The 23,753-nt window shown below is 72.5% G+C and carries 25 protein-coding genes; 20 read left to right on the forward strand and 5 right to left on the reverse strand.

The genetic code is table 11. The features are described 5' to 3' along the window. Window positions 1-324: 324 nt before the first annotated feature. The 9 genes from infC (at window position 325) to ABZ854_RS25205 (ending at window position 10,348) form a co-directional block, all read left to right on the forward strand. On the forward strand, window positions 325-999 hold the full coding sequence (gene infC, locus ABZ854_RS25165; RefSeq protein ID WP_361214750.1) for a translation initiation factor IF-3: 675 nt from the start codon (window positions 325-327) through the stop codon (window positions 997-999). A gap of 112 nt (window positions 1,000-1,111) precedes the next feature. Next, on the forward strand, window positions 1,112-1,306 hold the full coding sequence (gene rpmI, locus ABZ854_RS25170; RefSeq protein ID WP_003977225.1) for a 50S ribosomal protein L35: 195 nt from the start codon (window positions 1,112-1,114) through the stop codon (window positions 1,304-1,306). Window positions 1,307-1,407: 101 nt separating this feature from the next. Further along, the gene (rplT, locus tag ABZ854_RS25175) at window positions 1,408-1,791 is read left to right on the forward strand and encodes a 50S ribosomal protein L20 (RefSeq protein ID WP_016642495.1); all 384 of its coding nucleotides are present in this window, start codon (window positions 1,408-1,410) and stop codon (window positions 1,789-1,791) included. 464 nt (window positions 1,792-2,255) lie between these two features. Then, a complete protein-coding gene (locus ABZ854_RS25180) occupies window positions 2,256-3,113 on the forward strand; it encodes an RNA methyltransferase (protein WP_361214642.1) in 858 nt (285 codons plus the stop codon). Between the two features lie 47 nt (window positions 3,114-3,160). Then, window positions 3,161-4,309, forward strand: coding sequence for an ATP-binding protein (locus ABZ854_RS25185; RefSeq protein WP_361214644.1), 1,149 nt, complete (start codon window positions 3,161-3,163; stop codon window positions 4,307-4,309). Window positions 4,310-4,442: 133 nt separating this feature from the next. Further along, window positions 4,443-5,567, forward strand: coding sequence for a phenylalanine--tRNA ligase subunit alpha (pheS, locus tag ABZ854_RS25190; protein ID WP_129310100.1), 1,125 nt, complete (start codon window positions 4,443-4,445; stop codon window positions 5,565-5,567). Beyond that, window positions 5,567-8,071, forward strand: coding sequence for a phenylalanine--tRNA ligase subunit beta (pheT, locus tag ABZ854_RS25195; RefSeq protein ID WP_361214647.1), 2,505 nt, complete (start codon window positions 5,567-5,569; stop codon window positions 8,069-8,071). The genes pheS and pheT overlap by 1 nt, the downstream gene beginning before the upstream one ends. A 331-nt stretch (window positions 8,072-8,402) precedes the next feature. Then, a complete protein-coding gene (locus ABZ854_RS25200) occupies window positions 8,403-9,743 on the forward strand; it encodes a transcriptional regulator (RefSeq protein WP_361214649.1) in 1,341 nt (446 codons plus the stop codon). Between the two features lie 65 nt (window positions 9,744-9,808). Then, entirely contained in the window at window positions 9,809-10,348 is a 540-nt protein-coding gene (locus tag ABZ854_RS25205; protein ID WP_361214651.1) for an NUDIX hydrolase, read from the forward strand. A 72-nt stretch (window positions 10,349-10,420) separates the two neighbouring features. On the opposite strand, the gene ABZ854_RS25210 is transcribed toward ABZ854_RS25205, so the two are convergent. Further along, complete coding sequence (locus ABZ854_RS25210) at window positions 10,421-11,296, reverse strand: 3-hydroxybutyryl-CoA dehydrogenase (RefSeq protein ID WP_361214652.1); 876 nt, start codon at window positions 11,294-11,296, stop codon at window positions 10,421-10,423. A 170-nt stretch (window positions 11,297-11,466) separates the two neighbouring features. Between ABZ854_RS25210 and ABZ854_RS25215 the strand changes: the two genes are divergently transcribed. After that, a complete protein-coding gene (locus ABZ854_RS25215; protein ID WP_361214654.1) occupies window positions 11,467-12,708 on the forward strand; it encodes a family 10 glycosylhydrolase in 1,242 nt (413 codons plus the stop codon). Here ABZ854_RS25215 and ABZ854_RS25220 read toward each other — a convergent pair whose 3' ends face one another. Both ABZ854_RS25220 and ABZ854_RS25225 read right to left on the reverse strand, forming a co-directional pair. Continuing rightward, window positions 12,709-12,909 carry a DUF1918 domain-containing protein gene (locus ABZ854_RS25220; protein ID WP_361214656.1) on the reverse strand — a complete coding sequence of 67 codons (201 nt, stop codon included), beginning with the start codon at window positions 12,907-12,909 and terminating at the stop codon, window positions 12,709-12,711. It lies immediately after the preceding gene. A gap of 16 nt (window positions 12,910-12,925) precedes the next feature. Further along, the gene (locus ABZ854_RS25225; RefSeq protein ID WP_361214658.1) at window positions 12,926-13,837 is read right to left on the reverse strand and encodes a DMT family transporter; all 912 of its coding nucleotides are present in this window, start codon (window positions 13,835-13,837) and stop codon (window positions 12,926-12,928) included. Here ABZ854_RS25225 and ABZ854_RS25230 point away from each other — a divergent pair. Both ABZ854_RS25230 and ABZ854_RS25235 read left to right on the forward strand, forming a co-directional pair. Next, window positions 13,836-15,302, forward strand: coding sequence for a PLP-dependent aminotransferase family protein (locus tag ABZ854_RS25230; protein WP_361214660.1), 1,467 nt, complete (start codon window positions 13,836-13,838; stop codon window positions 15,300-15,302). The genes ABZ854_RS25225 and ABZ854_RS25230 overlap by 2 nt on opposite strands. A 73-nt stretch (window positions 15,303-15,375) precedes the next feature. After that, a complete protein-coding gene (locus ABZ854_RS25235) occupies window positions 15,376-15,969 on the forward strand; it encodes a histidine phosphatase family protein (protein WP_361214662.1) in 594 nt (197 codons plus the stop codon). Between the two features lie 7 nt (window positions 15,970-15,976). On the opposite strand, the gene ABZ854_RS25240 is transcribed toward ABZ854_RS25235, so the two are convergent. Further along, window positions 15,977-16,420 carry a DUF6314 family protein gene (locus tag ABZ854_RS25240; protein ID WP_361214664.1) on the reverse strand — a complete coding sequence of 148 codons (444 nt, stop codon included), beginning with the start codon at window positions 16,418-16,420 and terminating at the stop codon, window positions 15,977-15,979. Window positions 16,421-16,422: 2 nt separating this feature from the next. Then, on the reverse strand, window positions 16,423-16,833 hold the full coding sequence (locus tag ABZ854_RS25245) for a carboxymuconolactone decarboxylase family protein (protein ID WP_361214666.1): 411 nt from the start codon (window positions 16,831-16,833) through the stop codon (window positions 16,423-16,425). A 164-nt stretch (window positions 16,834-16,997) separates the two neighbouring features. On the opposite strand from ABZ854_RS25245, the gene ABZ854_RS25250 reads away from it, so the two are divergent. The 8 genes from ABZ854_RS25250 to ABZ854_RS25285 all read left to right on the forward strand — a co-directional run bounded on the left by ABZ854_RS25250 (window position 16,998) and on the right by ABZ854_RS25285 (window position 23,744). Further along, entirely contained in the window at window positions 16,998-17,384 is a 387-nt protein-coding gene (locus tag ABZ854_RS25250) for a GtrA family protein (RefSeq protein ID WP_361214668.1), read from the forward strand. Between the two features lie 45 nt (window positions 17,385-17,429). Further along, entirely contained in the window at window positions 17,430-18,458 is a 1,029-nt protein-coding gene (gene argC / locus ABZ854_RS25255) for an N-acetyl-gamma-glutamyl-phosphate reductase (protein ID WP_361214670.1), read from the forward strand. Beyond that, entirely contained in the window at window positions 18,455-19,606 is a 1,152-nt protein-coding gene (gene argJ / locus ABZ854_RS25260) for a bifunctional glutamate N-acetyltransferase/amino-acid acetyltransferase ArgJ (protein ID WP_361214672.1), read from the forward strand. Before argC ends, argJ begins: the two co-directional genes overlap by 4 nt. After that, on the forward strand, window positions 19,603-20,520 hold the full coding sequence (gene argB / locus ABZ854_RS25265; protein WP_361214674.1) for an acetylglutamate kinase: 918 nt from the start codon (window positions 19,603-19,605) through the stop codon (window positions 20,518-20,520). Before argJ ends, argB begins: the two co-directional genes overlap by 4 nt. Further along, a complete protein-coding gene (locus ABZ854_RS25270) occupies window positions 20,517-21,722 on the forward strand; it encodes an acetylornithine transaminase (RefSeq protein WP_361214676.1) in 1,206 nt (401 codons plus the stop codon). Before argB ends, ABZ854_RS25270 begins: the two co-directional genes overlap by 4 nt. Window positions 21,723-21,729: 7 nt before the next feature. Next, window positions 21,730-22,281, forward strand: coding sequence for an arginine repressor (locus ABZ854_RS25275; RefSeq protein WP_129310128.1), 552 nt, complete (start codon window positions 21,730-21,732; stop codon window positions 22,279-22,281). 97 nt (window positions 22,282-22,378) lie between these two features. Beyond that, window positions 22,379-22,975 carry an RNA polymerase sigma factor gene (locus ABZ854_RS25280; RefSeq protein WP_361214752.1) on the forward strand — a complete coding sequence of 199 codons (597 nt, stop codon included), beginning with the start codon at window positions 22,379-22,381 and terminating at the stop codon, window positions 22,973-22,975. Further along, a complete protein-coding gene (locus ABZ854_RS25285) occupies window positions 22,965-23,744 on the forward strand; it encodes a zf-HC2 domain-containing protein (protein WP_361214678.1) in 780 nt (259 codons plus the stop codon). The genes ABZ854_RS25280 and ABZ854_RS25285 overlap by 11 nt, the downstream gene beginning before the upstream one ends. The last annotated feature ends 9 nt before the right edge of the window (window positions 23,745-23,753 follow it).

Genomic DNA, 23,753 nt, shown 5'->3' on the forward strand with positions numbered 1-23,753 from the left:
CTTGTCAAACGATCCTGCTAGCCTGATACACGACCGGCTGGACACGTCTGCGTGCTCGGCCCACAAGTGGAGGCTCCGATCTCCCACCCGACCACCCTCCGGGGCGGCGGGTCACCCGGTCAGACGGCCACCATCGTTCCGTACGGACGATGGAGTCGTCCGAAAGCGCGCCCCGCGATTCATCGCGGCGGTGCTCCGGTAGTGCTTGGAGCCCCGCCTGTGATCGTCCGGGGCATTTTTTCTGCTCCGGCGCGGTTAGGTCACCAGAAGAGACGTAAGCGGCTGTCCGCCAGACCGCCGTGTGGTGCTAACCGAGGAGGATCCATCAGCGCCGAGCCCCGCATCAACGACCGGATTCGCGTTCCCGAGGTGCGACTTGTCGGTCCCAGCGGCGAGCAGGTCGGGATTGTTCCGCTTGCCAAGGCCCTGGAGCTTGCGCAGGAGTACGACCTGGACCTGGTCGAGGTCGCGGCGAACGCCCGTCCGCCCGTGTGCAAGCTCATGGACTACGGGAAGTTCAAGTACGAGTCGGCCATGAAGGCCCGTGAGGCGCGCAAGAACCAGGCGCACACGGTCATCAAGGAGATGAAGCTCCGGCCGAAGATCGACCCGCACGACTACGACACCAAGAAGGGTCACGTCGTCCGGTTCCTCAAGCAGGGCGACAAGGTCAAGATCACGATCATGTTCCGTGGTCGCGAGCAGTCCCGTCCCGAGCTGGGCTACCGACTGCTGCAGCGTCTCGCGGAGGACGTCCAGGACCTCGGTTTCGTGGAGTCGAACCCGAAGCAGGACGGCCGGAACATGATCATGGTTCTCGGTCCGCACAAGAAGAAGACCGAGGCGATGGCCGAGGCTCGCCAGGCGCAGGAAGCCCGCAAGGCGGACGCGAAGGCCAACCCCGGCCGCTCGCAGAACCCTGCCGAGGCCGAGGCTGAGACCGCGGCCGAGGTCGAGGCCGAGGTCGAGACGCCCGCCGAGGAGCACGCCGAGGCGTGATCCCCCGGGACGCGAGTCCCGAGGATCAACCGACAGTAGAGAACGACGCTCCACCGTGCCCGGTTTTCGCGACCGGGCACCGGAGCGCCACCGACGAGGAGAGTACGGCGCTATGCCGAAGAACAAGTCGCACAGCGGTGCCAGCAAGCGCTTCAAGATCACCGGCTCCGGCAAGGTGCTCCGTGAGCGCGCCGGCAAGCGCCACCTGCTTGAGCACAAGTCGTCCCGTGTGACGCGTCGCCTCACCGGCAACGCCGAGATGGCCCCGGGCGACGCCGCGAAGATCAAGAAGCTTCTCGGCAAGTGACGTTCCGGCGCTCGTCCATGAGCGCCGCGCGTCTGGACCGGGACCCAATCGTTTCCGGGCCGCGTGAGTTCCACCGCGGCCCCGCTACAAGGAGTTAACAAGTGGCACGCGTCAAGCGGGCAGTCAACGCCCACAAGAAGCGCCGGGCGATCCTGGAGCAGGCCTCCGGCTACCGCGGTCAGCGTTCGCGCCTGTACCGCAAGGCCAAGGAGCAGGTCACCCACTCGCTGGTCTACAACTACAACGACCGCAAGAAGCGCAAGGGCGACTTCCGTCAGCTGTGGATCCAGCGCATCAATGCCGCTGCCCGCGCCAACGGCATCACGTACAACCGCTTCATCCAGGGTCTGAAGGCCGCGAACATCGAGGTCGACCGCAAGATCCTGGCGGAGCTGGCCGTCAACGACGCGAACGCGTTCGCCGCGCTCGTCGAGGTCGCGCAGAAGGCGCTGCCGTCGGACGTCAACGCGCCCAAGGCGGCGTGACGCTGCGCCGGCCTCAGCCGTCGTAGTTCCGGGACCCGCAGGCGCTTTGCTTGCGGGTCCTGTCGTTCCCGCCCCCCGGTCGTCGTTCGGCCGCCGGCCCGTCGTGGCTGATCGCGCAGTTCCCCGCGCCCCCGAAGGGGCACTGCCCCGACCGCCCGGATTTCTCCTGCGGCCGCATCGTGGCTCGTCGCGCAGTTCCCCGCGCCCCTTACGGGGCACGTCGTAGCTGCGGGCATGCGTGCCTCCCCAGTGCCTTAAGGGCCTGGGGGGATCCCCAGGGCGGCACGGGTGGGCGGTGGGGGCCCCCGCTCGAGCGAAGCCGAGTGGGGGAGGCACCCGGCGAGCGCCGGTAAGCGAACCCACCCCCGGCCCACCGCAGCGGGCCGTACCCAGGCAGCACCGGTGAGTGAGCCCCCTGGCCCCGAGCCGCAGCAGCTCCCCGTACGAGGAAAGTGACTCAGAGGATGTCCACCCCCGAGCTGATCTCCCCCCGGTCCGCCCGTGTCGCCGCCGCCCGGCGCCTCGGCAAGCGGAACTTCCGGGGCAAGGACCGGCTGTTCCTCGCCGAGGGCCCGCAGGCCGTACGGGAGGCGGCCGCGCACCGGCCCGCCGGACAGGCGACCCTCACCGAGCTGTTCACCACCGTCGAGGCAGCGGAGCGCTACGCCGACATCATCGGCGCCGCCCGCGACGCCGGCGCCCGCGTCCACCTCGCCCCCGACGAGGTCATCGCCGACATCTCCACCACCGTCACCCCCCAGGGCCTCGTCGGCGTGTGCCGCTTCCTGGACACCCCGTTCGCGGACGTCCTCGCGGCCCGGCCCAGGCTCGTCGCCGTCCTCGCCCACGTCCGCGACCCCGGCAACGCCGGCACCGTCCTGCGCTGCGCCGACGCCGCCGGCGCCGAGGCCGTCGTCCTCACCGACGCCTCCGTCGACCTGTACAACCCCAAGGCCGTACGCGCCTCCGTCGGCTCCCTGTTCCACCTGCCGGTCGCCGTCGGCGTGCCCGTGGAGCACGCCATCGAGGGCCTGACGGCGGCCGGCGTGCGCGTCCTCGCCGCCGACGGGGCCGGGGACCGCGACCTCGACGCCGAGCTGGACGAGGGCACCATGGGCGGCCCGACCGCCTGGGTTTTCGGCAACGAGGCCTGGGGTCTGCCCGAGGAGACCCGCGCCCTCGCCGACGCCGTCGTACGCGTCCCCATCCACGGAAGCGCCGAGAGCCTGAACCTCGCCACCGCCGCCGCCGTATGTCTCTATGCGTCGGCCCGGGCCCAGCGCGCCTCCGGAGGGTGCCGCTCCGTCACCCAGAGCCAGTAAGGTGACCAGTTCGGGGCCCTGCGCCGGCTGAGAGGTGGGGTACGGGGATGAGTGTGGTCCGCACGAGCACCGCGGCGGCCGGGCGGGACGCGCGCACGCCCGCGCCCCGGCACGGCGACCTCGCGGACCGGGGAGCGGACCACGGCATCGACCCCGACGACCTGCCCGACGGCCTCGTCGTCGCCGACCAGGACGGCCGCGTCGTCTGCTTCAACGCCGCCGCCGCCCGCATCACCGGCCTGTGCGCCCCCGACGCCCTCGGCGAGAGCCTGGAGAAGGCCCTGCCGCTGGAGGACCTGGAGGGCCGCCGCTGGTGGCAGCTGACGGACCCCTACGGCGGACTGGCCATCCGGGTACGGCAGCCGGAGCGGAACCTGCTGCTGCCGGGCGGACACGAGGTCCTCGTCTCCGCCCGCTACGTGCGCGCCGAACCCCTGGGTCCCGTCCACCGTGTCGTCGTCACCCTCCGCGACACCGAGGCCCGGCGCCGCACCGAGCGCAGCCACGCCGAGCTGATCGCCACCGTCGCCCACGAGCTGCGCTCCCCGCTGACCTCCGTCAAGGGCTTCACCGCCACGCTGCTGGCCAAGTGGGAGCGGTTCACCGACGACCAGAAACGGCTGATGCTGGAGACCGTCGACGCCGACGCCGACCGCGTCACCCGGCTCATCGCCGAGCTGCTGGACATCTCCCGCATCGACAGCGGGCGCCTGGAGGTGCGCCGGCAGCCCGTCGACATCGGCGCCGCCGTCGGCCGGCACATCCAGGCGTACGTCGCCGCCGGGCAGCGCGCCGACCGGTTCCTGCTCCGCGTCGAGCAGCCCCTGCCCGACCTGTGGGCCGACCCCGACAAGGTCGACCAGGTGCTGAGCAACCTGCTGGAAAATGCGGTGCGGCACGGCGAGGGAACCGTCACCATTGACGTCACGGCCACGGCGTCCCCCCGCGTGGGCGAGGACACCGGCACGTCGGTCACGGTGAGCGACGAGGGGCCCGGCATCCCGGAGGAGTCCATGAACCGCGTCTTCACCCGCTTCTGGCGGGGCAGCAAGCGCGGCGGCACCGGCCTCGGGCTGTACATCGTCAAGGGCATCGTCGAGGCCCACGGCGGCACGATCACGGTCGGCCGCGCCCCCGCCGGCGGCGCCGAGTTCCGATTTACGCTGCCCGTGGCGGCTCCGGCGTATCTCGCCTGACGGCCACGGGCGCAATCGCCTGTCCGCACCCCGTTAGACTCGGCCTTTGGCACCTTTGTGTCCTTCACACGGCCGCAGGCAGTGTCGGAGCCGGTACGGGACCATCCGCCAGCAATCGGAAGCACGGGAAGAGATGTCGGCACCCAATAAGTCGTACGACCCTGTCGAGGTCGAGACCTTGAAACCGGAAGAGATCGAGCGCATGCGGGACGAGGCGCTCGCCGCCTTCGCCGCCGCGGACTCCCTCGACGCGCTCCACGAGGCCAAGGTCGCCCACACGGGCCCCGCCTCGCCGCTGGCCCTCGCCAACCGCGAGATCGGCGCCCTGCCCCCGCACGCCAAGGCCGACGCCGGCAAGCGCGTCGGCATGGCCCGCGGCGCCGTCAACAAGGCCCTCGCCGGTCGCCAGGCCGAACTGGAGGCCGAGCGCGACGCCCGCGTACTGGTCGAGGAGGCCGTTGACGTCACCCTGCCCTACGACCGCGTACCGGCCGGCGCCCGGCACCCGCTCACCACGATGATGGAGCGGGTCGCGGACGTCTTCGTGTCCATGGGGTACGAGATCGCCGAGGGCCCCGAGGTCGAGGCGGAGTGGTTCAACTTCGACGCCCTGAACTTCACCCCGGACCACCCGGCCCGGCAGATGCAGGACACCTTCTTCGTCGACGGCCCCAAGGGCGAGAACGGCGACTCCGGGGTCATCCTGCGCACCCACACCTCGCCCGTGCAGGCCCGCACGCTGCTCGACCGCGAGCTGCCGGTCTACGTCGTCTGCCCCGGCCGCGTGTACCGCACGGACGAGCTGGACGCCACGCACACCCCGGTCTTCCACCAGATCGAGCTGCTGGCCGTCGACGAGGGCCTGACCATGGCCGACCTCAAGGGCACCCTGGACCACATGGTCCAGTCGCTCTTCGGCCCGGAGATGAAGACCCGGCTGCGCCCCAACTACTTCCCCTTCACCGAGCCGAGCGCCGAGATGGACATGCTCTGCTACGTGTGCAAGGGCGCCTCCGTCGGCAACCCCGACCGGCCCTGCCGCACCTGCTCCAGCGAGGGCTGGATCGAGCTGGGCGGCTGCGGCATGGTCAACCCGCGGGTGCTCGTCGCCTGCGGCGTCGACCCCGAGAAGTACAGCGGATTCGCCTTCGGATTCGGCATCGAACGGATGCTGATGTTCCGCCACAACGTCGAAGACATGCGAGACATGGTCGAGGGTGACGTCCGGTTCACCCGGCCGTTCGGGATGGAGATCTGATGCGGGTCCCGCTTTCTTGGCTGCGGGAGTACGTCGACCTGCCGGCGACTCAGACCGGGCGCGACGTCCAGGAGAAGCTCGTCTCGGTCGGCCTCGAGGTCGAGACCGTCGAGCAGCTCGGCGCCGACCTCAAGGGGCCGCTCGTCGTCGGCCAGGTGCTCACCATCGAGGAGCTGGAGGGCTTCAAGAAGCCGATCCGCTTCTGCACCGTCGACGTCGGCCAGGCCAACGGCACCGGGGAGCCGCAGGAGATCGTCTGCGGCGCCCGGAACTTCGCCGTCGGCGACAAGGTCGTCGTGGTCCTCCCGGGCGCCGTGCTGCCCGGCGGCTTCGCGATCGCCGCCCGCAAGACGTACGGCAAGACCTCCCACGGCATGATCTGCTCCACCGACGAGCTGGGCATGGGCGACGACGGCACGCACGGCATCATCGTGCTGCCGCCGGAGCACGAGGCGGGCACCGACGCCATCGAGCTGCTCCAGCTCGTCGACGAGGTCCTCGACATCGCCGTCACCCCCGACCGGGGCTACTGCCTGTCGCTGCGCGGCGTCGCTCGGGAGGCCGCCATCGCCTACGGCCTGCCGCTGCGCGACCCGGCCCTCCTGGACGTCCCGGCGCCGAACGCCTACGGCTACCCCGTCCAGGTCTCCGACCCGCACGGTTGCGACCGCTTCACGGCCCGCACCGTCTCCGGTCTCGACCCGGAGGCGCGCTCTCCGATCTGGCTCCAGCGCCGCCTGCAGAAGGCCGGCATGCGCCCGATCTCCCTCGCGGTCGACGTCACCAACTACGTGATGCTGGAGCTGGGCCAGCCCCTGCACGCGTACGACCGCTCGCGCGTCCAGGGCACCATCGGCGTGCGCCGCGCCGAGGCCGGCGAGAAGCTCACCACGCTCGACGGTGTGACCCGCACCCTCGACGCCGAGGACCTGGTCATCACCGACGACCGCGGCGCCATCGGCCTCGCCGGCGTCATGGGCGGCGCCAACACCGAGATCGACGACACCGAGGGCACCACCACCGAGGTCGTCGTGGAGGCCGCGCACTTCGACGCGATCTCCATCGCCCGCACGGCCCGCCGGCACAAGCTGGCCTCCGAGGCGTCCCGCCGCTTCGAGCGCGGCGTCGACCCGCAGGCCGCCGCCGCGGCCGCGCAGCGGACCGTCGACCTGCTCGTGCTCCTCGCCGGCGGCACCGCCGACGCGGGCGTCACCGAGGTCGTCGCGCCCGCCGCGCCCCGCACCATCACCATCCCGGCCGACCACCCGGACCAGGTCGCCGGTGTGACGTACGGCCGCGAGACCGTCGTACGGCGCCTCCAGGAGGTCGGCTGCGACGTCCTCGGCCAGGACGAGCTGACCGTCACCGTGCCGAGCTGGCGGCCCGACCTCACCGACCCGAACGACCTCGCCGAGGAGGTCATCCGGCTGGAGGGCTACGAGAACCTGCCCTCCACGCTGCCCAAGCCCCCCGCGGGCCTGGGCCTGACCGACCGGCAGCGGCTGCACCGCCGGGTCGGCCGCGCGCTGGCCGGCGCCGGGTACGTCGAGGCGCTGAACTACCCGTTCCTCGGCGAGCAGGCCTTCGACCAGCTGGCCCTCGCGGCCGACGACCCGGCCCGCCGCGTCGTCAAGCTCGTCAACCCGCTCTCCGACGAGGAGCCCGCGCTGCGTACGACGCTGCTGCCGGGCCTGCTCGGCGCGCTGCGCCGCAACGACGGACGGGGCTCGCACGACCTGGCCCTGTTCGAGACGGGCCTCGTCTTCCACCCCCGCGAGGAGCTGACGGCCGCCGTCCGCCTCCCCGTGGACCGGCGTCCCACCGACGAGGAGATCGCCTCCCTCACCGAGGCGCTGCCCGTCCAGCCCCGGCACGCCGCCGTCGTCCTCGCGGGCGCCCGCGAGCAGGCCGGCTGGTGGGGCAGGGGCCGCCCGGCCGAGTGGGCCGACGCGGTCGAGGCCGCGCGGATCGTCGCGCGCGAGGCCGGCACCGAACTGACCGTCCGCAAGGGCCAGTACGGGCCGTGGCACCCCGGCCGCTGCGCCGAGCTGGTCGTCGTCGTGGACGGCACCGAGCGGGTCGTCGGCCACGCCGGTGAGCTGCACCCCGGTGTGCTGAAGACCCTGGGTCTGCCCGCGCGCACCAGCGCGATGGAGCTGGACCTGGACGTCGTCGAGCGGGCGAGCGCCGGCCTGGTGAAGGGGCCGCACATCTCGACGTTCCCCGTCGCCACGCAGGACGTCGCGCTGGTCGTCGACCAGTTCGTCCCGCACGCGGACGTCGAGGCGGCGCTCCGCGAGGGGGCGGGCGCGCTGCTGGAGTCCATCCGGCTGTTCGACGTCTACGAGAACGCGGAGCAGCTGGGGGAGGGGCGGAAGTCGCTCGCCTACGCGTTGCGCTTTCGCGCGGGGGACCGGACGCTGACCGTTGACGAGGCGTCGGCTGCGCGTGACGCGGCGGTTGCCCTCGCGGGCGAGCGAACCGGAGCTGTCCTTCGCGGCTAGCCGCCGCAGGGGTTCTGCGCGTCGCCGGCTGCGGATGCTTCGTGGCCGGCCGCGCAGTTGCCCGCGCCCCTAGGTAGGGACAGTGCGCGTAACTTCCCAAGGGGCGTGGGGAACTGCGCGACAAGCGACAGCGCACCCGCACTCGACACCGCACCCGGCCAAGCCGCCGTTCATGAGGGGGAGCCGGTGGCTTGGCCGGGGCACTCCAGTGAAGCCGGGTCGACACGCTGAGCGACACCGCACGTACGCTGTGGATAGGCGCACTCCGTTCACACCCCGTGTGAAGGCGCAGCCACTACGCTGACGCGCACCACGCACTCGGGGGGCCTGAATGCAGCCCAACACTCTGCTCGACGCGATCCTGGACGAGGCCGGCATCTCGCACGCCGGTCTCGCCGCCCACGTCAACCAGGCCGGACGCGCCCGCCAACTCGCGCTGAGGTACGAACACACCGCGGTGGCCCGCTGGTTGAAGGGCCAGCGTCCCCGCGGCCAGGTGCCCGACCTGATCTGCGAGGTGCTCGCGGCCCGCCTGCACCGCCCCGTCACCCTCGACGACATCGGCCTGGGCGTCCCCGGCGAGCCCAGCAGCCCGCACGCCGGTTCCCTGTCCGGGTTCGTCGAGCGGGCCACCGCCCTGTGGCGCTCCGACGAGCAGCAGCGCCCGCACGTCCTCGGCGCCCCCGCGGTCACCGGCACGCCCGCCGTGATGCCGGTGTGGGAGTGGGAGAACCCGCCGGAGGACGTGGACGTCTCCCGTGGCGGCCGGCACCGCGTCACCCCGGCCGACCTGGAGATGCTGCGCGCCGCCCGCACCCACTACGAGCAGATGTACCGGAAGGCCGGCGGCATCGCGACCCGCGCCCGGATCGTCGGGTTCCTCAACGCCGAGGCGGCCCCCCTGCTGCGCGGCAGCTACACCGACGCCACCGGCCGCCAACTGCACCGCGCCACAGGCGGGTTGGTGGCGATCGCCGGGATCTGTGCGTACGACTCCGACGCGCACGGGCTCGCCCAGCGCTACTTCCACCAGGCCCTGCGACTGGCGAAGGCCAGCGGCGACCGGGGACTCGGCGCGTACGTGATCGCGCTGCTGGTCAACCAGGCCCTGTTCATGCGGGAGTACCGGCAGGCCGTCGCCTTCGCGGAGGCCGCGCTGCGTGCCGCCGGAAAGCACATCACGCCGGCGCTCGCCTCCGACCTGTACGCGATGCAGGCCAAGGCGTACGCCCACATCGGCGACGGCAGCGGCGCCCTGTCCTGCATCCGCCGCGCGGAGACCGCCGCCGAGCGCATCCGGCGCGGCTACGAGCCCGACGAGACCGGGTACGTCCAGCCGGGCCTGGTCAACGTCCAGGTGGCGGAGGCGCTGCTGAGTCTCGGTGAACTCGCCGCCGCGGGAGAGCACGCGGCGGCCGCCGTGGACAACCCGGCGCACGACCGCGGCCGGGTGCACCGGCTGGCCATGCTCAGCACGATCGAACTGCGCCAGGGGAACGCCGACCGGGCGGTGGCCACCGCCGTGCGGATGGCCGAGCAGGCGCGCGGTATGGAGTCCCAGCGCCTGCGCGACCGGCTGCGCGCGGTACGCGAACACCTGGTGCGCAACGGCTCCGCCGGGACCGCCGAGGCCGCCGAACTCATCGACGGAGCGCTGCGGGTGCCCCTGTAGACGCCCTGTAGGTGCGCCGCCGCTGCTGCGATATTGCCCCTTACTCAGCGGAAGGTGGCAGAACCGTGCAGTGGACGAAACAGAGCGAACGAACTGTGTATGAAAACCGCTGGTTCAGCGTCAACCTGGCGGATGTCGAGCTGCCGGACGGCAGACACCTCGACCACTTCCTGATCCGGCTGCGGCCCGTCGCCGTGGCGACCGTCGTCAACGAGGCCAACGAGGTGCTGCTCCTGTGGCGGCACCGCTTCATCACCGACAGCTGGGGCTGGGAGCTGGCCGCGGGGGTCGTGGAGGACGGCGAGGACGTCGCGGGCGCGGCCGCCAGGGAACTGGAGGAGGAGACCGGCTGGCGGCCGGGGCCCCTGCACCACCTCATGACCGTGGAGCCGTCCAACGGCCTCACCGACGCCCGGCACCACGTCTTCTGGTCGGAGGAGGGCGAGTACCGTGGCCACCCGGTGGACGACTTCGAGTCGGACCGCAGGGAATGGGTCCCGCTCAAGGTCGTACCCGATCTGATAGCCCGGGGGGAGGTCCCCGCCGCCAACATGGCGGCCGCCTTACTCCTGCTCCACCACCTCCGGCTCACCGACGGCCGCTGACCGGAGCGGGTTCGCGGAACGGCCGTACGGGCCCGGCACCGCGTTCGGTGCCGGGCCCGTACGGCCGTGGGGTCAGCGGTAGGTGTAGAAGCCGGAGCCCGTCTTGCGGCCCAGCCGGCCCGCCTCGACCATGCGCTGGAGCAGCGGGGGAGCGGCGTACAGCGGCTCCTTGTACTCGGCGTACATCGAGTTGGCGATGGAGACGATGGTGTCCAGGCCGATCAGGTCCGACAGCCGCAGCGGGCCCATCGGGTGGGCGCAGCCCATCTCCATGCCGTTGTCGATGTCCTCGCGGCCGGCGATGCCCGACTCGAACATGCGGATCGCGGACAGCAGGTAGGGCACGAGCAGCGCGTTCACGATGAACCCGGAGCGGTCCTGGGCCCGGATGGTGTGCTTGCCGAGGATCTTCTCGGCGAACAGCTGGGCCCGGCTCAGCGTGCCCTCGGAGGTGGTGAGCGCGGGAACCAGCTCGACGAGCTTCTGCACGGGGGCCGGGTTGAAGAAGTGGATGCCGACCACGTGGTCGGGCCGCGAGGTGGCCACCGCCAGCTTCACCAGCGGGATCGAGGAGGTGTTGGAGGCCAGGATCGCGTCGGCCCGGGTCACCACCTGGTCGAGTACCTGGAAGATCTCGGTCTTGACCTGCTCGTTCTCCACGACCGCCTCGATCACCAGATCGCGGTCGGCGAACTCGCCGAGGTCGGTGGTGAAGCTCAGCCGGGCCAGGGTGGAGTCCCGCTCGGCCTCGCTGATCTTGCCGCGTTCGGCGGCCTTGGCCAGGGAGTTGAACAGCCGGGTGCGGCCGATCTCCAGGGCTTCGCCGGTGGTCTCGGCGACCTTCACGTCCAGTCCGGCGCGGGCGCACACCTCGGCGATGCCGGCGCCCATCTGGCCGCAGCCCACGACTCCGACGCGAGCGATGTCTCCCGCTGGGATGTCCGTCACATCGTCCCCTTCGCTGATCTGTCGGCTGTGTCAGGTCGTCCGGGTCTCGGCGCCTGCTCCGACCGTGCACGTTACCGCGAAGTATCGATGATCGATCGGGCGGGTAGGGGCATGCTGATGCGCACGACGATCCGTGACGGAGCGGGTCCGGACGGTTTGGGGGTGTGCAGATGGGGCGGATGTCACGGCGCGCTTTCACCTTGGCCGCGCTGTCCACGGTGGTGACGGCGCCCACGGTGGCGACGGCGCAGAGCGCTGCGGCCGCCTTCCGGTGGCCGCGGGCCCGGAGCGAGATGCGCGGTGTGTGGGTGGCCACGGTGTCCAACCGGGACTGGCCCTCCCGGCCGGGGCTGACGGCGGACGAGCAGCGGGCGGAGCTGATCGGCCACTTCGACCGGGCGGTCCGCGACCGGCTGAACACCGTGGTCTTCCAGGTGCGGCCCACCGCCGACGCGCTGTGGCCCTCGCCGTTCGAGCCGTGGTCGGAGTACCTGACCGGGACCCAGGGCGAGGACCCGGGCTGGGACCCGCTGGGCACGGCCGTGCGGGAGGCCCACGCGCGGGGGCTCGAACTGCACGCCTGGTTCAACCCGTACCGGATCGCCAACCACACCGACCTCACCCGGCTCGCCCCCTGGCACCCGGCACGCCGGCACCCGGAGTGGGTGGTGCCGTACGGCGGGAAGCTTTACTACGACCCGGGGCTGCCCGAGGTCCGCGCGTTCGTGCGCCGCGCCATCCTGGACGCGGTCGTCAAGTACCCGGTGGACGCGGTGCACTTCGACGACTACTTCTACCCGTACCCGGTCGCGGGTCAGACCTTCGACGACGACGAGGCGTACGCCGCCTACGGCGGCGGATTCCCCGACCGGGCCGCCTGGCGGCGCGACAACATCAACCGGCTGGTCCGCGAGATCGCGGCCGGCGTCAAGCTGATCCGGCCTCGCACGCGGTTCGGGATCAGCCCCTTCGGGGTGTGGCGCAACGCGAGCACCGACCCGCTCGGCTCCGACACCCGGGCGGGCGTGCAGACGTACGACGACCTGCACGCGGACACCCGCAGATGGGTCCGCGAGCACTGGATCGACTACATCGCCCCGCAGGTGTACTGGAACATCGGCTTCGCCGCCGCCGACTACGCCAAGCTCGTGGACTGGTGGGCGGACGTCGCCCGGGGCACGGGGACGCGCCTCTACATCGGCGAGGCGCTGTACAAGGCGGGCGCCGCAGGACAGCCCCCGGCCTGGCAGGACCCGGCCGAACTGTCCCGGCACCTCACGTTCGCCGCCGCGTACCCCCAGGTGCGCGGGCACGTCTTCTTCGCCGCGACGGAGGTGGCGACGGACCCCGTCGGGGCGATGGCGCGGGTGGTCGCCGACCACTACGGGCAGCCGGCGGGACCACCGCGCTGATCACATCTGCCGTTGTGTCTCCTGGTGTCGGACCTCGCAGTCGGCGCCGGGGGACATGATCGCCTCATGGCCGTCGGAGAAGCGGACGCGATAGGGCGGATTGCCCTCCGAGCCCATCACCTCCACGACCTCCGAGACCTGGTCGTGCTGTCCGACCACTCTGCCGTGCTGGACGAGCTGGTCGCCCACGGTTGCGCGCATCAGACCCTCCTCACGTTCACGACCGCTGCGTGACGGCGATGCACACGAGCACGGCGACGGCGGTCAGCGGAGCGGCCGCCGTGAGGTGCTCGCCCAGCAGCAGCGCCGACCACACCAGTGTGAGCAGCGGCTGAGCCAACTGCAACTGGCTCGCCCGCGGTATCCCGACGGCCGCCATGCCCCGGTACCAGACGACCAGGCCGAGGAACTGCGAGCCGACCGCTACCCACAGCAGGCCCGTGACCGCGTGCCCGGTCAGGTGCACGGGCTCGTGCGACAGGGCCAGCGCGGCCATCGGCCCGGTCAGCGGCAGACACAGCACCAGCGCCCAGCCGATGACCTGCCAGCCCGGCAACACCCGGGCCAGCCGGCCGCCCTCGGTGTAGCCGGCCGCGCACACCACCAGGGCCGCGAACAGGTAGGCGTCGGCCGCCGTGAGCGCGCCGCCGCTCTGCCCCACGGTGAACGCGAGCACGGCCGCCGCTCCCGTCAGCGCCGCCAGCCAGAAGCGGCGCGAGGGCCGGGTGCCCATCCGCAGCGCCGAGCACAGTGCGGTGGTCAGCGGCAGCAGACCCACCACGACGGCCGCGTGCGCCGTGGTGGAGGTCTCCAGCGCGAGCGTGCTCAGCAGCGGGAAGCCCAGCACCACGCCCGCCCCGACCACGGCGAGCCCCGGCAGATGACGCCGCTCGGGCAGCGGCACCCGCAGGGCCAGCAGACAGCCTCCCGCGACGAGGGCCGCGAGGACGCTGCGCACCGCCACCAGCGACCACGGGCCGAAGCCCTCCAGCCCCCAGGCGGTCGCGGGGAAGGTGAGGGAGAAGGCGACGACGCCGAGCGCGGCCTGCCCGACACCGAGAAGGCGGCGCTCCCCGGGGGCGGTGACCGCTATCGGGCTTGCGGCAGTAGCGCTACTCTTTACTCTCATGCAAGAGCGTAGCAGTGTCGGTGAACTGGCAGAACAGTTGCGGCGAGACCTCGACCGCTACTCACCTGGCGGAAAGCTCCCGTCGAGCCGGGCCCTGGTCGAGCGGTTCCGGGTCAGCCCGGTGACCGTGTCCCGGGCGCTGGGCCGGCTCGCCGCCGAGGGGCTCGTCGTCACCCGTCCCGGCGCCGGCGCCTTCAAGGCCGGCCCGCGCGAGGCGGCCGTACCCGCCGGGGACACCTCCTGGCAGGAGGTCGCGCTGAGCGCCGACGGCGCCGGAGACCTCGTACCGCGCACCGTGGACGCCACCGGCGTCACCGTCTCCCTCGCCGCGCCGCCGCCCGGCGTGCTGGAGTTCAACGGCGGCTACCCGCACCCCTCCCTGCAGCCCGAGCGGGCCATGGCCGCCGCCCTGGCCCGGGCCGGGCGGCGCCCGGGCGCCTGGGGGCGGCCGCCGCTGGAGGGCCTGCCCGAGCTGCGGGAGTGGTTCGCCCGCGGCATCGGCGGGTCCGTCACCGCCGCCGAGGTGCTGATCGCCGCCGGCGGCCAGTCCGCGCTGGCCACCGCCCTGCGCGCCCTCGCCCCGCCCGGCGCCCCCGTCCTCGTCGAATCGCCCACCTACCCCGGCATGCTCGCCCTCGCCCGCGCCGCGGGACTGCGCCCGGTCCCCGTACCCGTCGACCCCGACGGCGTGCGACCCGCCCTGCTCGCCGACGCCTTCCGGGCCAGCGGCGCCCGGGTGTTCGTCTGCCAGCCCCTGTTCCAGAATCCGACCGGCGCCGTCCTCGCCCCCGCCCGGCGCGCCGAGGTGCTGCGCATCGCCCGCGCGGCCGGCGCGTTCGTCGTCGAGGACGACTTCGTGCGGCGCCTCGTGCACGCCGACGCGGGGCCCCTGCCCCGTCCGCTGGCCGCCGACGACCCGGACGGCGTCGTCGTCCACGTCGGCTCGCTGACCAAGGCGACCTCGCCGAGCTTCCGGGTCAGCGCGCTCGCCGCACGCGGACCGGTCCTGGAACGGCTGCGCGCCATCCAGGTCGTGGACAGCTTCTTCGTGCCCCGGCCACTGCAGGAGGCCACCCTGGAACTCGTCGGTTCCCCGGCCTGGCCCCGCCATCTGCGCAACCTCTCGGCCGAGTTGAAGACCCGCCGTGACGCCATGACGGGCGCGCTCGCCCTGAGGCTGCCCGAACTCGCCCTGCCGCACATCCCGTCCGGCGGCTACCACCTCTGGCTCCGCCTGCCCGACGGCACCGACGAGGGCGCCCTGACCGCCGCCGCCCTCCGCGCCGGCGTCGCCCTCACCCCCGGCCGCCCCTATTTCAGCGCCGAACCCCCGGCCGCCCACCTCCGCCTGAGCTTCGCCGCGGTCGCCGGCACCGGCGAGATCACCGAAGGGGTACGGCGGCTGCGCGCGGCCTGCGGCGAGGTGCTCGAAGGCCGCGCCCCCGGGCCGGGCTCCTTCGCGTGAGCGTCCGCACACCCCGGGTAACTCAGCGGTAACGCCCCTTGACCTGCCCGCACGGGCGGCACACCATCACCGCATGCAACTTCGGGTGACGTTCGTCGCCGCCGCGCGCAGCTCCCCGCTGCTCGCGGAGCGCTTCGAGGACGACCGGCCGCTGGACCAGGCCGGCTGGGACGAGGTGCAGCGGTTCGCCGGGGAGCTGCTGCCGCTCGCGGCGGCCGAGCTGCGCTACTGCTCGCCGACCCCGCGCAGCCGCGCCACCGGCGACGCGCTCGGCTACGCCCCGCTGGTGCAACTCGCCCTGCGGGACTGCGACATGGGCCGCTGGCGCGGGCTGACGCTGGGCGAGGCGATGGCCCGCGAGCCGGAGTCCGTGGACGCCTGGCTGGCCGATCCGCGCTCCACGCCGCACGGCGGCGAGTCGCTGCTCGCCTTCATCTCCCGGGTCGGCGGCTGGCTGGACACCCGACCGGTGGAGGACGGCGGCCGGATCGTCGCCGTCGCCGAGCCGTCCGTGATCCGCGCCGCCCTCGTCTACGCCCTGAAGGCGCCGCCCGCCACGTACTGGAACATCGACGTCCGCCCGCTGTCGACGACCACGGTCAGCGGCTGCTCGGGCCGCTGGAACCTCCGGCTCGACGGGATCGCCGCTCAGCGCTCACGCATATAGCCGGTGGTCAGCGCTCACGCGTATAGCCGGTGGTCAGCACGAGGTCCTTCGCCGGACCGCCGACCCGCCACACCGCCCGCCAGTGGTCGGTGTCGAGGACGGCGAACTCGCCGCGATAGCGGTCGGCCGCGCACGGGTGCTCGGCGATCCACCGCCCGGACGTCAGGTTCAGCGTGTGGAAGGGCCGCCCGTCCGCGAACCGCACCTCGGCCGTGCCCGGCGTGGCGCCCGGCAGGAACCGCAGCGTCCGCGTCGCGGGCCGGGACACGCCCCGCCAGGTGAACGTGCCCGACTCCTCGTGCAGCAGCCCGCCGCCGTCGAGCGGGCCGAAGACGGTGACCCCGTGGAAGCGGCCCTCGTCCCCGCCCGCCAGGTCCCGGACGCTCCGCTCGACCCGCCAGCTGCCGCGCAGGTGGGCGAGGACGTCGGGCACCGGAAGCCAGGCGGCCACCGTCACTCCTGGCCGAGCGGCAGCAGCCCGCGCTCGGCGAAGACCTTCTTGGCCACGAACGTGGCGTTCAGGGCCTTCGGGAAGCCGCAGTAGCCGGCCGCGTGCAGCATCGCCTCGACGATCTGCTCCGGGGTGAGGCCCACGTTCAGGGAGGCGTTGACGTGCACCTCCAGCTGGGGCTCGCAGCCGCCGAGCGCGGTCAGCATGCCGATGGTCACCAGCTGGCGGTCGCGCGGGGCCAGTTCCGGCCGGGCGTAGATCTCGCCGAAGCCCCAGGACACGATCTGGTGGCCCAGCTCGGGGCTGATGTCCGCGAGGGAGTCGATGACCCGCTGTCCGGCCTCGCCGTCGACGCTGCGCAGGACCTCCAGGCCGCGGTCGAAGCGCTCTTCACGGGTGGTGCTCTCGCTCATGTGGTCGTCCGTCCCCGTCCGCCGCTCGCGCGGCGGTCGTCCGTAGTATGCGTGCGTTGCCGTTCAGCGTGACCGGAACGCTGGAACGGTAGGACTTCGAGTGTGCTCAAGGTCAAGTCGGCCATGCTGGAAGCCGACGCGGAACCGGCGAAAGACCACTTTCCTTGATATCGAGACAGATCCTCACCTTCGGGGTGGTGGGCGCGGTCAACACGGCCGCCTACTACCTGCTCTACCTGCTGTTCCTCACCTGGCTGCCCTACCTGGCGGCCCACACCCTCGCCTTCGTGCTCAGCATGGTCGGGTCCTTCTTCCTGAACGCGCGCTTCACCTACCGCACGCGGCCGACCTGGCGGAAGTTCGTGCTGTTCCCCCTGACGAACGTCACCAACTTCGTGATCACCACGGCCACCGTCTACGTGATGGTCGACCTGCTGCGCACCTCCAGCCGCTTCGCCCCCCTGCTGGCCTCCGCGGCGGCGATCCCGGTGACCTTCCTTGTCTCCCGCCGGATCATGCTGCCCCGGAGATCACCCGGCACGATTGCATAAACGTGCAGCGATACGTATAGTCATGCCATCCAGAGGAGGGTGGACATGGCGGTACGTGCGGCGGTGGCCGGAGCGAGCGGATACGCGGGCGGAGAACTCCTGCGCCTGCTCCTCGCACACCCCGAGGTCGAGATCGGTGCCCTGACCGGCAACTCCAACGCCGGGCAGCGGCTCGGCGCGCTCCAGCCGCACCTGCTGCCGCTGGCCGACCGGGTGCTGGCCGAGACGACGGCCGAGCAGCTCGCCGGGCACGACGTCGTCTTCCTGGCGCTGCCCCACGGGCAGTCCGCCGCCGTCGCCGAACAGCTCGGCCCGGACGTCCTCGTCGTCGACATGGGCGCCGACTTCCGGCTGAAGGACCCGGCCGACTGGGAGCGGTTCTACGGCTCTCCGCACGCCGGCACCTGGCCCTACGGCCTCCCCGAACTTCCGGGTGCCCGTGCCGCGCTGGAGGGGTCCAAGCGCGTCGCGGTGCCCGGTTGCTACCCCACCGCGGTCTCCCTCGCCCTGTACCCGGCCTACGCGAGCCGGCTCGCCGGGCCCGAGGCCGTGATCGTCGCCGCCTCCGGCACCTCCGGCGCCGGCAAGGCACCCAAACCGCACCTGCTGGGCAGCGAGGTCATGGGCTCCATGACCCCCTACGGCGTCGGCGGCGGCCACCGGCACACCCCCGAGATGATCCAGAACCTCAGCGGAGCGGCGGGCGAGCGGATCTCGGTGTCGTTCACCCCGACGCTCGCACCCATGCCCCGCGGCATCCTCGCCACGTGCAGCGCGGCCGCCCGGCCCGGCGTCACCGCCGAGTCCCTGCGCGCCGCCTACGAGAAGGCCTACGCCGACGAGCCGTTCGTCCATCTGCTCCCCGAGGGCCGGTGGCCGGCCACCGGCTCGGTGTACGGCTCCAACGCCGTCCAGGTGCAGGTGGCGTACGACGCCGAGGCAGGCCGGATCATCGCGATCAGCGCCATCGACAACCTGACCAAGGGCACCGCGGGCGGTGCCGTGCAGAGCATGAACCTCGCCCTCGGTCTCGCCGAGACCACCGGATTGACCACGATCGGAGTCGCGCCGTGAGTGTGACGGCAGCAATGGGATTCACGGCGGCGGGCATCGCCGCCGGGATCAAGGAGAACGGCAACCCCGACCTGGCCCTCGTGGTCAACACCGGCCCCCGCCGCGCCGCCGCCGGCGTCTTCACCTCCAACCGCGTCAAGGCCGCCCCCGTGCTGTGGTCCGAGCAGGTCCTCAAGAGCGGGCAGGTCACCGCCGTGGTCCTCAACTCCGGCGGCGCCAACGCCTGCACCGGACCCAAGGGCTTCCAGGACACCCACGCCACCGCCGAGAAGGCGGCCGAGGTGCTCGGCACCGGCGCGGGCGAGGTAGCCGTCTGCTCCACCGGGCTCATCGGCGTCCTGCTCCCCATGGACAAGCTGCTCCCCGGCGTCGAGACCGCCGCCGGACAGCTCTCCGAGCACGGCGGCGAGAAGGCCGCCATCGCCATCAAGACCACCGACACCGTCCACAAGACCTCCGTCGTCACCAAGGAGGGCTGGACGGTGGGCGGCATGGCCAAGGGCGCCGGGATGCTCGCCCCCGGCCTCGCCACCATGCTCGTCGTCCTCACCACCGACGCCGACCTGGACGCCGCCACCCTGGACCGCGCCCTCAGGGCGGCCACGAAGGTCACCTTCGACCGGGTCGACTCCGACGGCTGCATGTCCACCAACGACACCGTGCTGCTCCTCGCCTCCGGCGCCTCGGGCCTGACCCCGGACCACGCCGAGTTCGCGGAGGCCGTACGGCAGGTCTGCGACGACCTCGGGCAGCAGCTCATCCGGGACGCCGAGGGCGCCGGAAAGGACATCAAGGTCGAGGTGGTGGGCGCCGCGACCGAGGACGACGCCGTCGAGGTCGGGCGCTCCATCGCCCGCAACAACCTCCTGAAGTGCGCCATCCACGGTGAGGACCCCAACTGGGGCCGTGTCCTGTCCGCCATCGGCACCACCTCCGCCGCCTTCGAGCCGGACCGGCTGAACGTCGCCATCAACGGCGTCTGGGTGTGCAAGAACGGCTCCGTCGGCGAGGACCGCGACAAGGTCGACATGCGCTACCGCGAGGTGCACATCGTCGCCGACCTGGCCGCCGGCTCGGAGACCGCCACGATCTGGACCAACGACCTGACCGCCGACTACGTCCACGAGAACAGCGCCTATTCGTCATGAGCAATGTGACCCGGAAACACACCGCACTGCCCAAGGCCCAGATCCTCATCGAGGCGCTGCCCTGGCTGACCCGGCACCACGGCAGGATCGTCGTCATCAAGTTCGGCGGCAACGCCATGGTCGACGAGGAGCTGAAGGCCGCCTTCGCCCAGGACGTCGTCTTCCTGAGGCACGCCGGCCTCAAGCCGGTCGTCGTGCACGGCGGCGGCCCGCAGATCAGCGCCGCCCTCGACCGGCACGGCATCGTCAGCGAGTTCAAGGCCGGCCTGCGCGTCACCACCGAGGACGCCATGGACGTCGTACGGATGGTGCTGGCCGGCCAGGTTCAGCGAGAGCTGGTCGGGCTGCTCAACCAGCACGGCCCGCTCGCCGTCGGCCTCACCGGCGAGGACGCGCACACCATCACCGCCACCCGGCACCAGCCCGAGATCGACGGCGAACTGGTCGACATCGGACGGGTCGGCGAGATCACCGACATCGACACCGGCGCCATCGAGGCGCTGCTCGCCGACGGCCGCATCCCGGTCGTGTCGTCCATCGCCCGTTCCCAGGACGACGGGCACGTCTACAACGTCAACGCCGACACCGCGGCCGCCGCGCTCGCCGCCGCCCTCGGCGCCGAGACGCTGATGGTCCTCACCGACGTCGAGGGCCTCTACGAGAACTGGCCCGACTCCGACGAGGTGATCAGCCGCCTCACCGCCTCCCAGCTGGAGAAGCTGCTGCCGGAGCTGTCCTCGGGCATGGTCCCGAAGATGGAGGGCTGCCTGCACGCCGTGCGCGGCGGCGTGCAGACCGCACGCGTCATCGACGGCCGGGTCCAGCACTCGATCCTGCTGGAGATCTTCACCGACGAGGGCATCGGCACGATGGTCGTGCCCGACGAGCCCGACGACCACGAGGGGGAGTCATGAGCAACCAGGAGCTGACCGCGCGCTGGCAGGGCGCGCTCATGAACAACTACGGCACGCCGAGGATGCCCCTCGTGCGCGGCGAGGGCTCGAAGGTCTGGGACGCCGAGGGCACGCAGTACCTCGACTTCGTCGGGGGCATCGCCACCAACGCCCTCGGCCACGCCCACCCCGCGATCGTCGAGGCCGTGACCCGGCAGATCGGCTCCCTCGGCCACATCTCCAACTTCTTCATGGCCGAGCCGACCGTCGCCCTCGCCGAACGCCTGCTCGGGCTGTTCGGCCGGGAGGGCCGGGTCTTCTTCTGCAACTCCGGCGCCGAGGCCAACGAGGCCGCGTTCAAGATCGGCCGGCTGACCGGACGGACCCATGTCGTCGCCACCGAAGGCGGTTTCCACGGCCGTACGATGGGCGCCCTCGCGCTCACCGGACAGCAGGGCAAGCGGGAGCCGTTCCAGCCGCTGCCCGGCGACGTCACCCACGTGCCCTTCGGCGACGCGCAGGCCCTGGCCGCCGCCGTCACCGAGGAGACCGCCCTCGTCGTCATCGAGCCCATCCAGGGCGAACTCGGCGTCGTCGTCCCGCCGCCCGGCTATCTGAAGGCGGCCCGCGCCATCACCGCGGCGACCGGCGCCCTCCTCGTCCTCGACGAGGTGCAGACCGGCATCGGCCGCACCGGGCACTGGTTCGAGTACCAGGCCCACGACGGCGTGCTGCCCGACGTCGTCACCCTCGCCAAGCAGCTCGGCGGCGGCCTGCCGCTCGGCGCCACCGTCGCCTTCGGACGCGCCGCCGACCTGCTCCACCCCGGCCACCACGGCACCACCTTCGGCGGCAACCCGGTCGCCTGCGCCGCCGGACTCGCCGTCCTCGACACCATCGAGTCCGAGGGCCTGCTGGAGAACGTCAAGCGGCAGAGCGGCGGGCTCCGCGACGGGATCGAGTCCCTCGGCCACCCGATGATCGACCATGTCCGGGGCGCGGGCCTGTTGCTGGGTATCGTGCTCACCGGGCCACACGCGTCACAGGTGCAGCAGACGGCCCAGGAGGCCGGTTTCCTGGTGAACGCGCCCGCCCCCGACGTCGTACGGCTCATGCCGGCGCTGAACATCGGCGACGACGAGGTGGACGCCTTCCTCCGGGCGCTGCCCGGCATCCTCGGCGCGGTGGACCCGGGACACGGGGACAAACGATCCGGAGAATGAGACGACGATGAGCCAGGCGCAGGAACACGAGCACGCGGAACAGCCGGGTGCCGGGCCCGCCGTACCGCAGACCCGCACCGCACGCCACCGCCGGATCGTGGACATCCTCAACCGGCAGCCGGTGCGCTCGCAGAGCCAGCTGGCCAAGCTGCTCGCCGACGACGGGCTGAGCGTCACCCAGGCGACGCTCTCCCGCGACCTCGACGAGCTGAACGCGGTCAAGATCCGCAACACCGACGGCGACCTGATCTACGCGGTGCCCAGCGAGGGCGGCTTCCGCACCCCGCGCGCACCGCTCGGCGGGTCGGCGAAGGAGGAGCGCATGCGGCGCCTCTCCCAGGAGCTGCTGATCTCCGCGGAGGCCTCGGCCAACCTCGTGGTCCTGCGCACCCCGCCGGGTGCCGCCCAGTTCCTCGCCTCGGCGATCGACCAGGCCGAGCTGCACGACATCCTCGGCACCATCGCCGGCGACGACACCCTGCTGCTGATCAGCCGCGAGCCGGACGGCGGCCAGGCCCTCGCGGACCACCTGCTGCGGCTGGCGCAGAACGGGCACTGACCCGGGTGCGGGCCCCGCGCCCGCGGCGGACAATGGACGGGTGTTCTTCCGCAGCCGGCGGGCAATCCCCTGGCGGTGGTCGGCCGTATACACAGGTGTGTCGGGTTTCCGGTTTCCCGTCGGGCGCCTCCCGGACGAGGCTCTCCTCTCCGGGCTGTCCACGGGTGACCCGGAACTCGCGGTCACCTTCGTACGGAGGTTCCAGCACCGCGTCTTCGGTGTCGCCATGGCCGTCACCGGGGACCGGCAGCTCGCCGAGGACATCGCCCAGCAGACCTTCGAACGGGCCTGGCGCCACGCGCAGATCTACGACCCGCGCCGCGGCTCGGTCACGACCTGGCTGACGACCATCGCGCACAACCTCGCCATCGACGCCGTCCGCGCCCGCCGGACGCAGCCGGTGCCGCCCGAGGACCTGGACGCGCTCCTCGGCATCGTCACCGAGACCCCCGAGCGGTGGGCGCTGGCCGACGAGGCCTCCGCCCAGCTCCGGGCCGCCGTGGCGCGGCTGCCGCGGGAACAGGCCCGTGCGCTGGTGATGGCGGGCATCTACGGCCTGACGGCCCAGCAGGTCGCCGACTCCGAGGGCATCCCGCTGGGCACCGCCAAGACGCGGATACGGGCCGCGATGGGCAAGCTGAGGACCACGCTCGCGGCGCCGGGGCCGCAGAGCCGAGGCGACCATGGCCAGTGACGTGACCTGCGAGAGGGTACGGGCGTACGGCGCCGAGCTGGCGTTGGGCGTGCTGCCCGGACGGGAACGCGCCGAGGCGGTCGCTCACCTGGACCAGTGCGCGGACTGCCGGGAACACGTCGGGCAGCTCACCCTGATCGGCGACCGGCTGATCGGCCTGCTCCCGGACCGCGAACCACCGCTCGGATTCGAGTCCCGGGCCGCGCTCCGCATGACCCCGGCCGCGCCGACGCTCCAGGAACGCCCGCAGCCCCGCGGCCCCGGCCGGCTGCGCCAGGGCCTTGGGGGACCCGCCCGGCGGGCCCGGCTGCGGATCGCGTCGGCCGCGGTGGCCGCGGCGCTCGTCTGCGGCTTCGGCGGCTGGGCCGTCGGCACCGCCGTCGAACAGGCCGCGTCCTCCTCGACGGCCTCGTCCGCCCTGGAGTCCGAACGCCTGCTGGTCGGTGACCTCACCACGCCGGGCGGCCGCGGCCGGTCCGTCGGCGAGGTCTACGCCCACCCGGGCAGCCCCGGGTGGATCTTCGTGTCCCTCGACGCGGCCGCCTCGGGCACGCCGTACACCGGTCGGGTCGTCTGCCTGCTGGAGCACACCGACGGCAGCTCCGTCCGCGTCGGCGACTTCGCGGTACGCGACGGGCACGGCGAGTGGGGCGTGGCGGCCCACGTCGACCCCGCCGCGCTGTCCGGCGCCCGCCTGCTGTCCACGGGCGGCACGCTCCTGGCCCGGGCCCAGCTGCAGACCGGGCACATCCAGACCCCGGCGGACTGAACCCCGGCG

It is taken from the genome of Streptomyces sp. NPDC047028 (assembly GCF_040644095.1).
GTDB lineage: Bacteria > Actinomycetota > Actinomycetes > Streptomycetales > Streptomycetaceae > Streptomyces.

Excerpts from the sequence above, each read along its gene's own strand:
- pheS (WP_129310100.1), top strand. The coding sequence starts at position 4,443 with ATGTCGGCACCCAATAAGTCGTACGACCCTGTCGAGGTCGAGACCTTG.
- ABZ854_RS25270 (WP_361214676.1), top strand. The coding sequence starts at position 20,517 with ATGAGCAACCAGGAGCTGACCGCGCGCTGGCAGGGCGCGCTCATGAAC.
- ABZ854_RS25220 (WP_361214656.1), bottom strand. The coding sequence starts at position 12,909 with ATGCGCGCAACCGTGGGCGACCAGCTCGTCCAGCACGGCAGAGTGGTC.
- ABZ854_RS25215 (WP_361214654.1), top strand. The coding sequence starts at position 11,467 with ATGGGGCGGATGTCACGGCGCGCTTTCACCTTGGCCGCGCTGTCCACG.
- ABZ854_RS25200 (WP_361214649.1), top strand. The coding sequence starts at position 8,403 with ATGCAGCCCAACACTCTGCTCGACGCGATCCTGGACGAGGCCGGCATC.
- ABZ854_RS25245 (WP_361214666.1), bottom strand. The coding sequence starts at position 16,833 with ATGAGCGAGAGCACCACCCGTGAAGAGCGCTTCGACCGCGGCCTGGAG.
- rpmI (WP_003977225.1), top strand. The coding sequence starts at position 1,112 with ATGCCGAAGAACAAGTCGCACAGCGGTGCCAGCAAGCGCTTCAAGATC.
- ABZ854_RS25230 (WP_361214660.1), top strand. The coding sequence starts at position 13,836 with ATGCAAGAGCGTAGCAGTGTCGGTGAACTGGCAGAACAGTTGCGGCGA.
- ABZ854_RS25185 (WP_361214644.1), top strand. The coding sequence starts at position 3,161 with ATGAGTGTGGTCCGCACGAGCACCGCGGCGGCCGGGCGGGACGCGCGC.
- argC (WP_361214670.1), top strand. The coding sequence starts at position 17,430 with ATGGCGGTACGTGCGGCGGTGGCCGGAGCGAGCGGATACGCGGGCGGA.
- pheT (WP_361214647.1), top strand. The coding sequence starts at position 5,567 with ATGCGGGTCCCGCTTTCTTGGCTGCGGGAGTACGTCGACCTGCCGGCG.
- ABZ854_RS25235 (WP_361214662.1), top strand. The coding sequence starts at position 15,376 with ATGCAACTTCGGGTGACGTTCGTCGCCGCCGCGCGCAGCTCCCCGCTG.
- ABZ854_RS25285 (WP_361214678.1), top strand. The coding sequence starts at position 22,965 with ATGGCCAGTGACGTGACCTGCGAGAGGGTACGGGCGTACGGCGCCGAG.
- ABZ854_RS25180 (WP_361214642.1), top strand. The coding sequence starts at position 2,256 with ATGTCCACCCCCGAGCTGATCTCCCCCCGGTCCGCCCGTGTCGCCGCC.
- ABZ854_RS25225 (WP_361214658.1), bottom strand. The coding sequence starts at position 13,837 with ATGAGAGTAAAGAGTAGCGCTACTGCCGCAAGCCCGATAGCGGTCACC.
- argB (WP_361214674.1), top strand. The coding sequence starts at position 19,603 with ATGAGCAATGTGACCCGGAAACACACCGCACTGCCCAAGGCCCAGATC.
- ABZ854_RS25275 (WP_129310128.1), top strand. The coding sequence starts at position 21,730 with ATGAGCCAGGCGCAGGAACACGAGCACGCGGAACAGCCGGGTGCCGGG.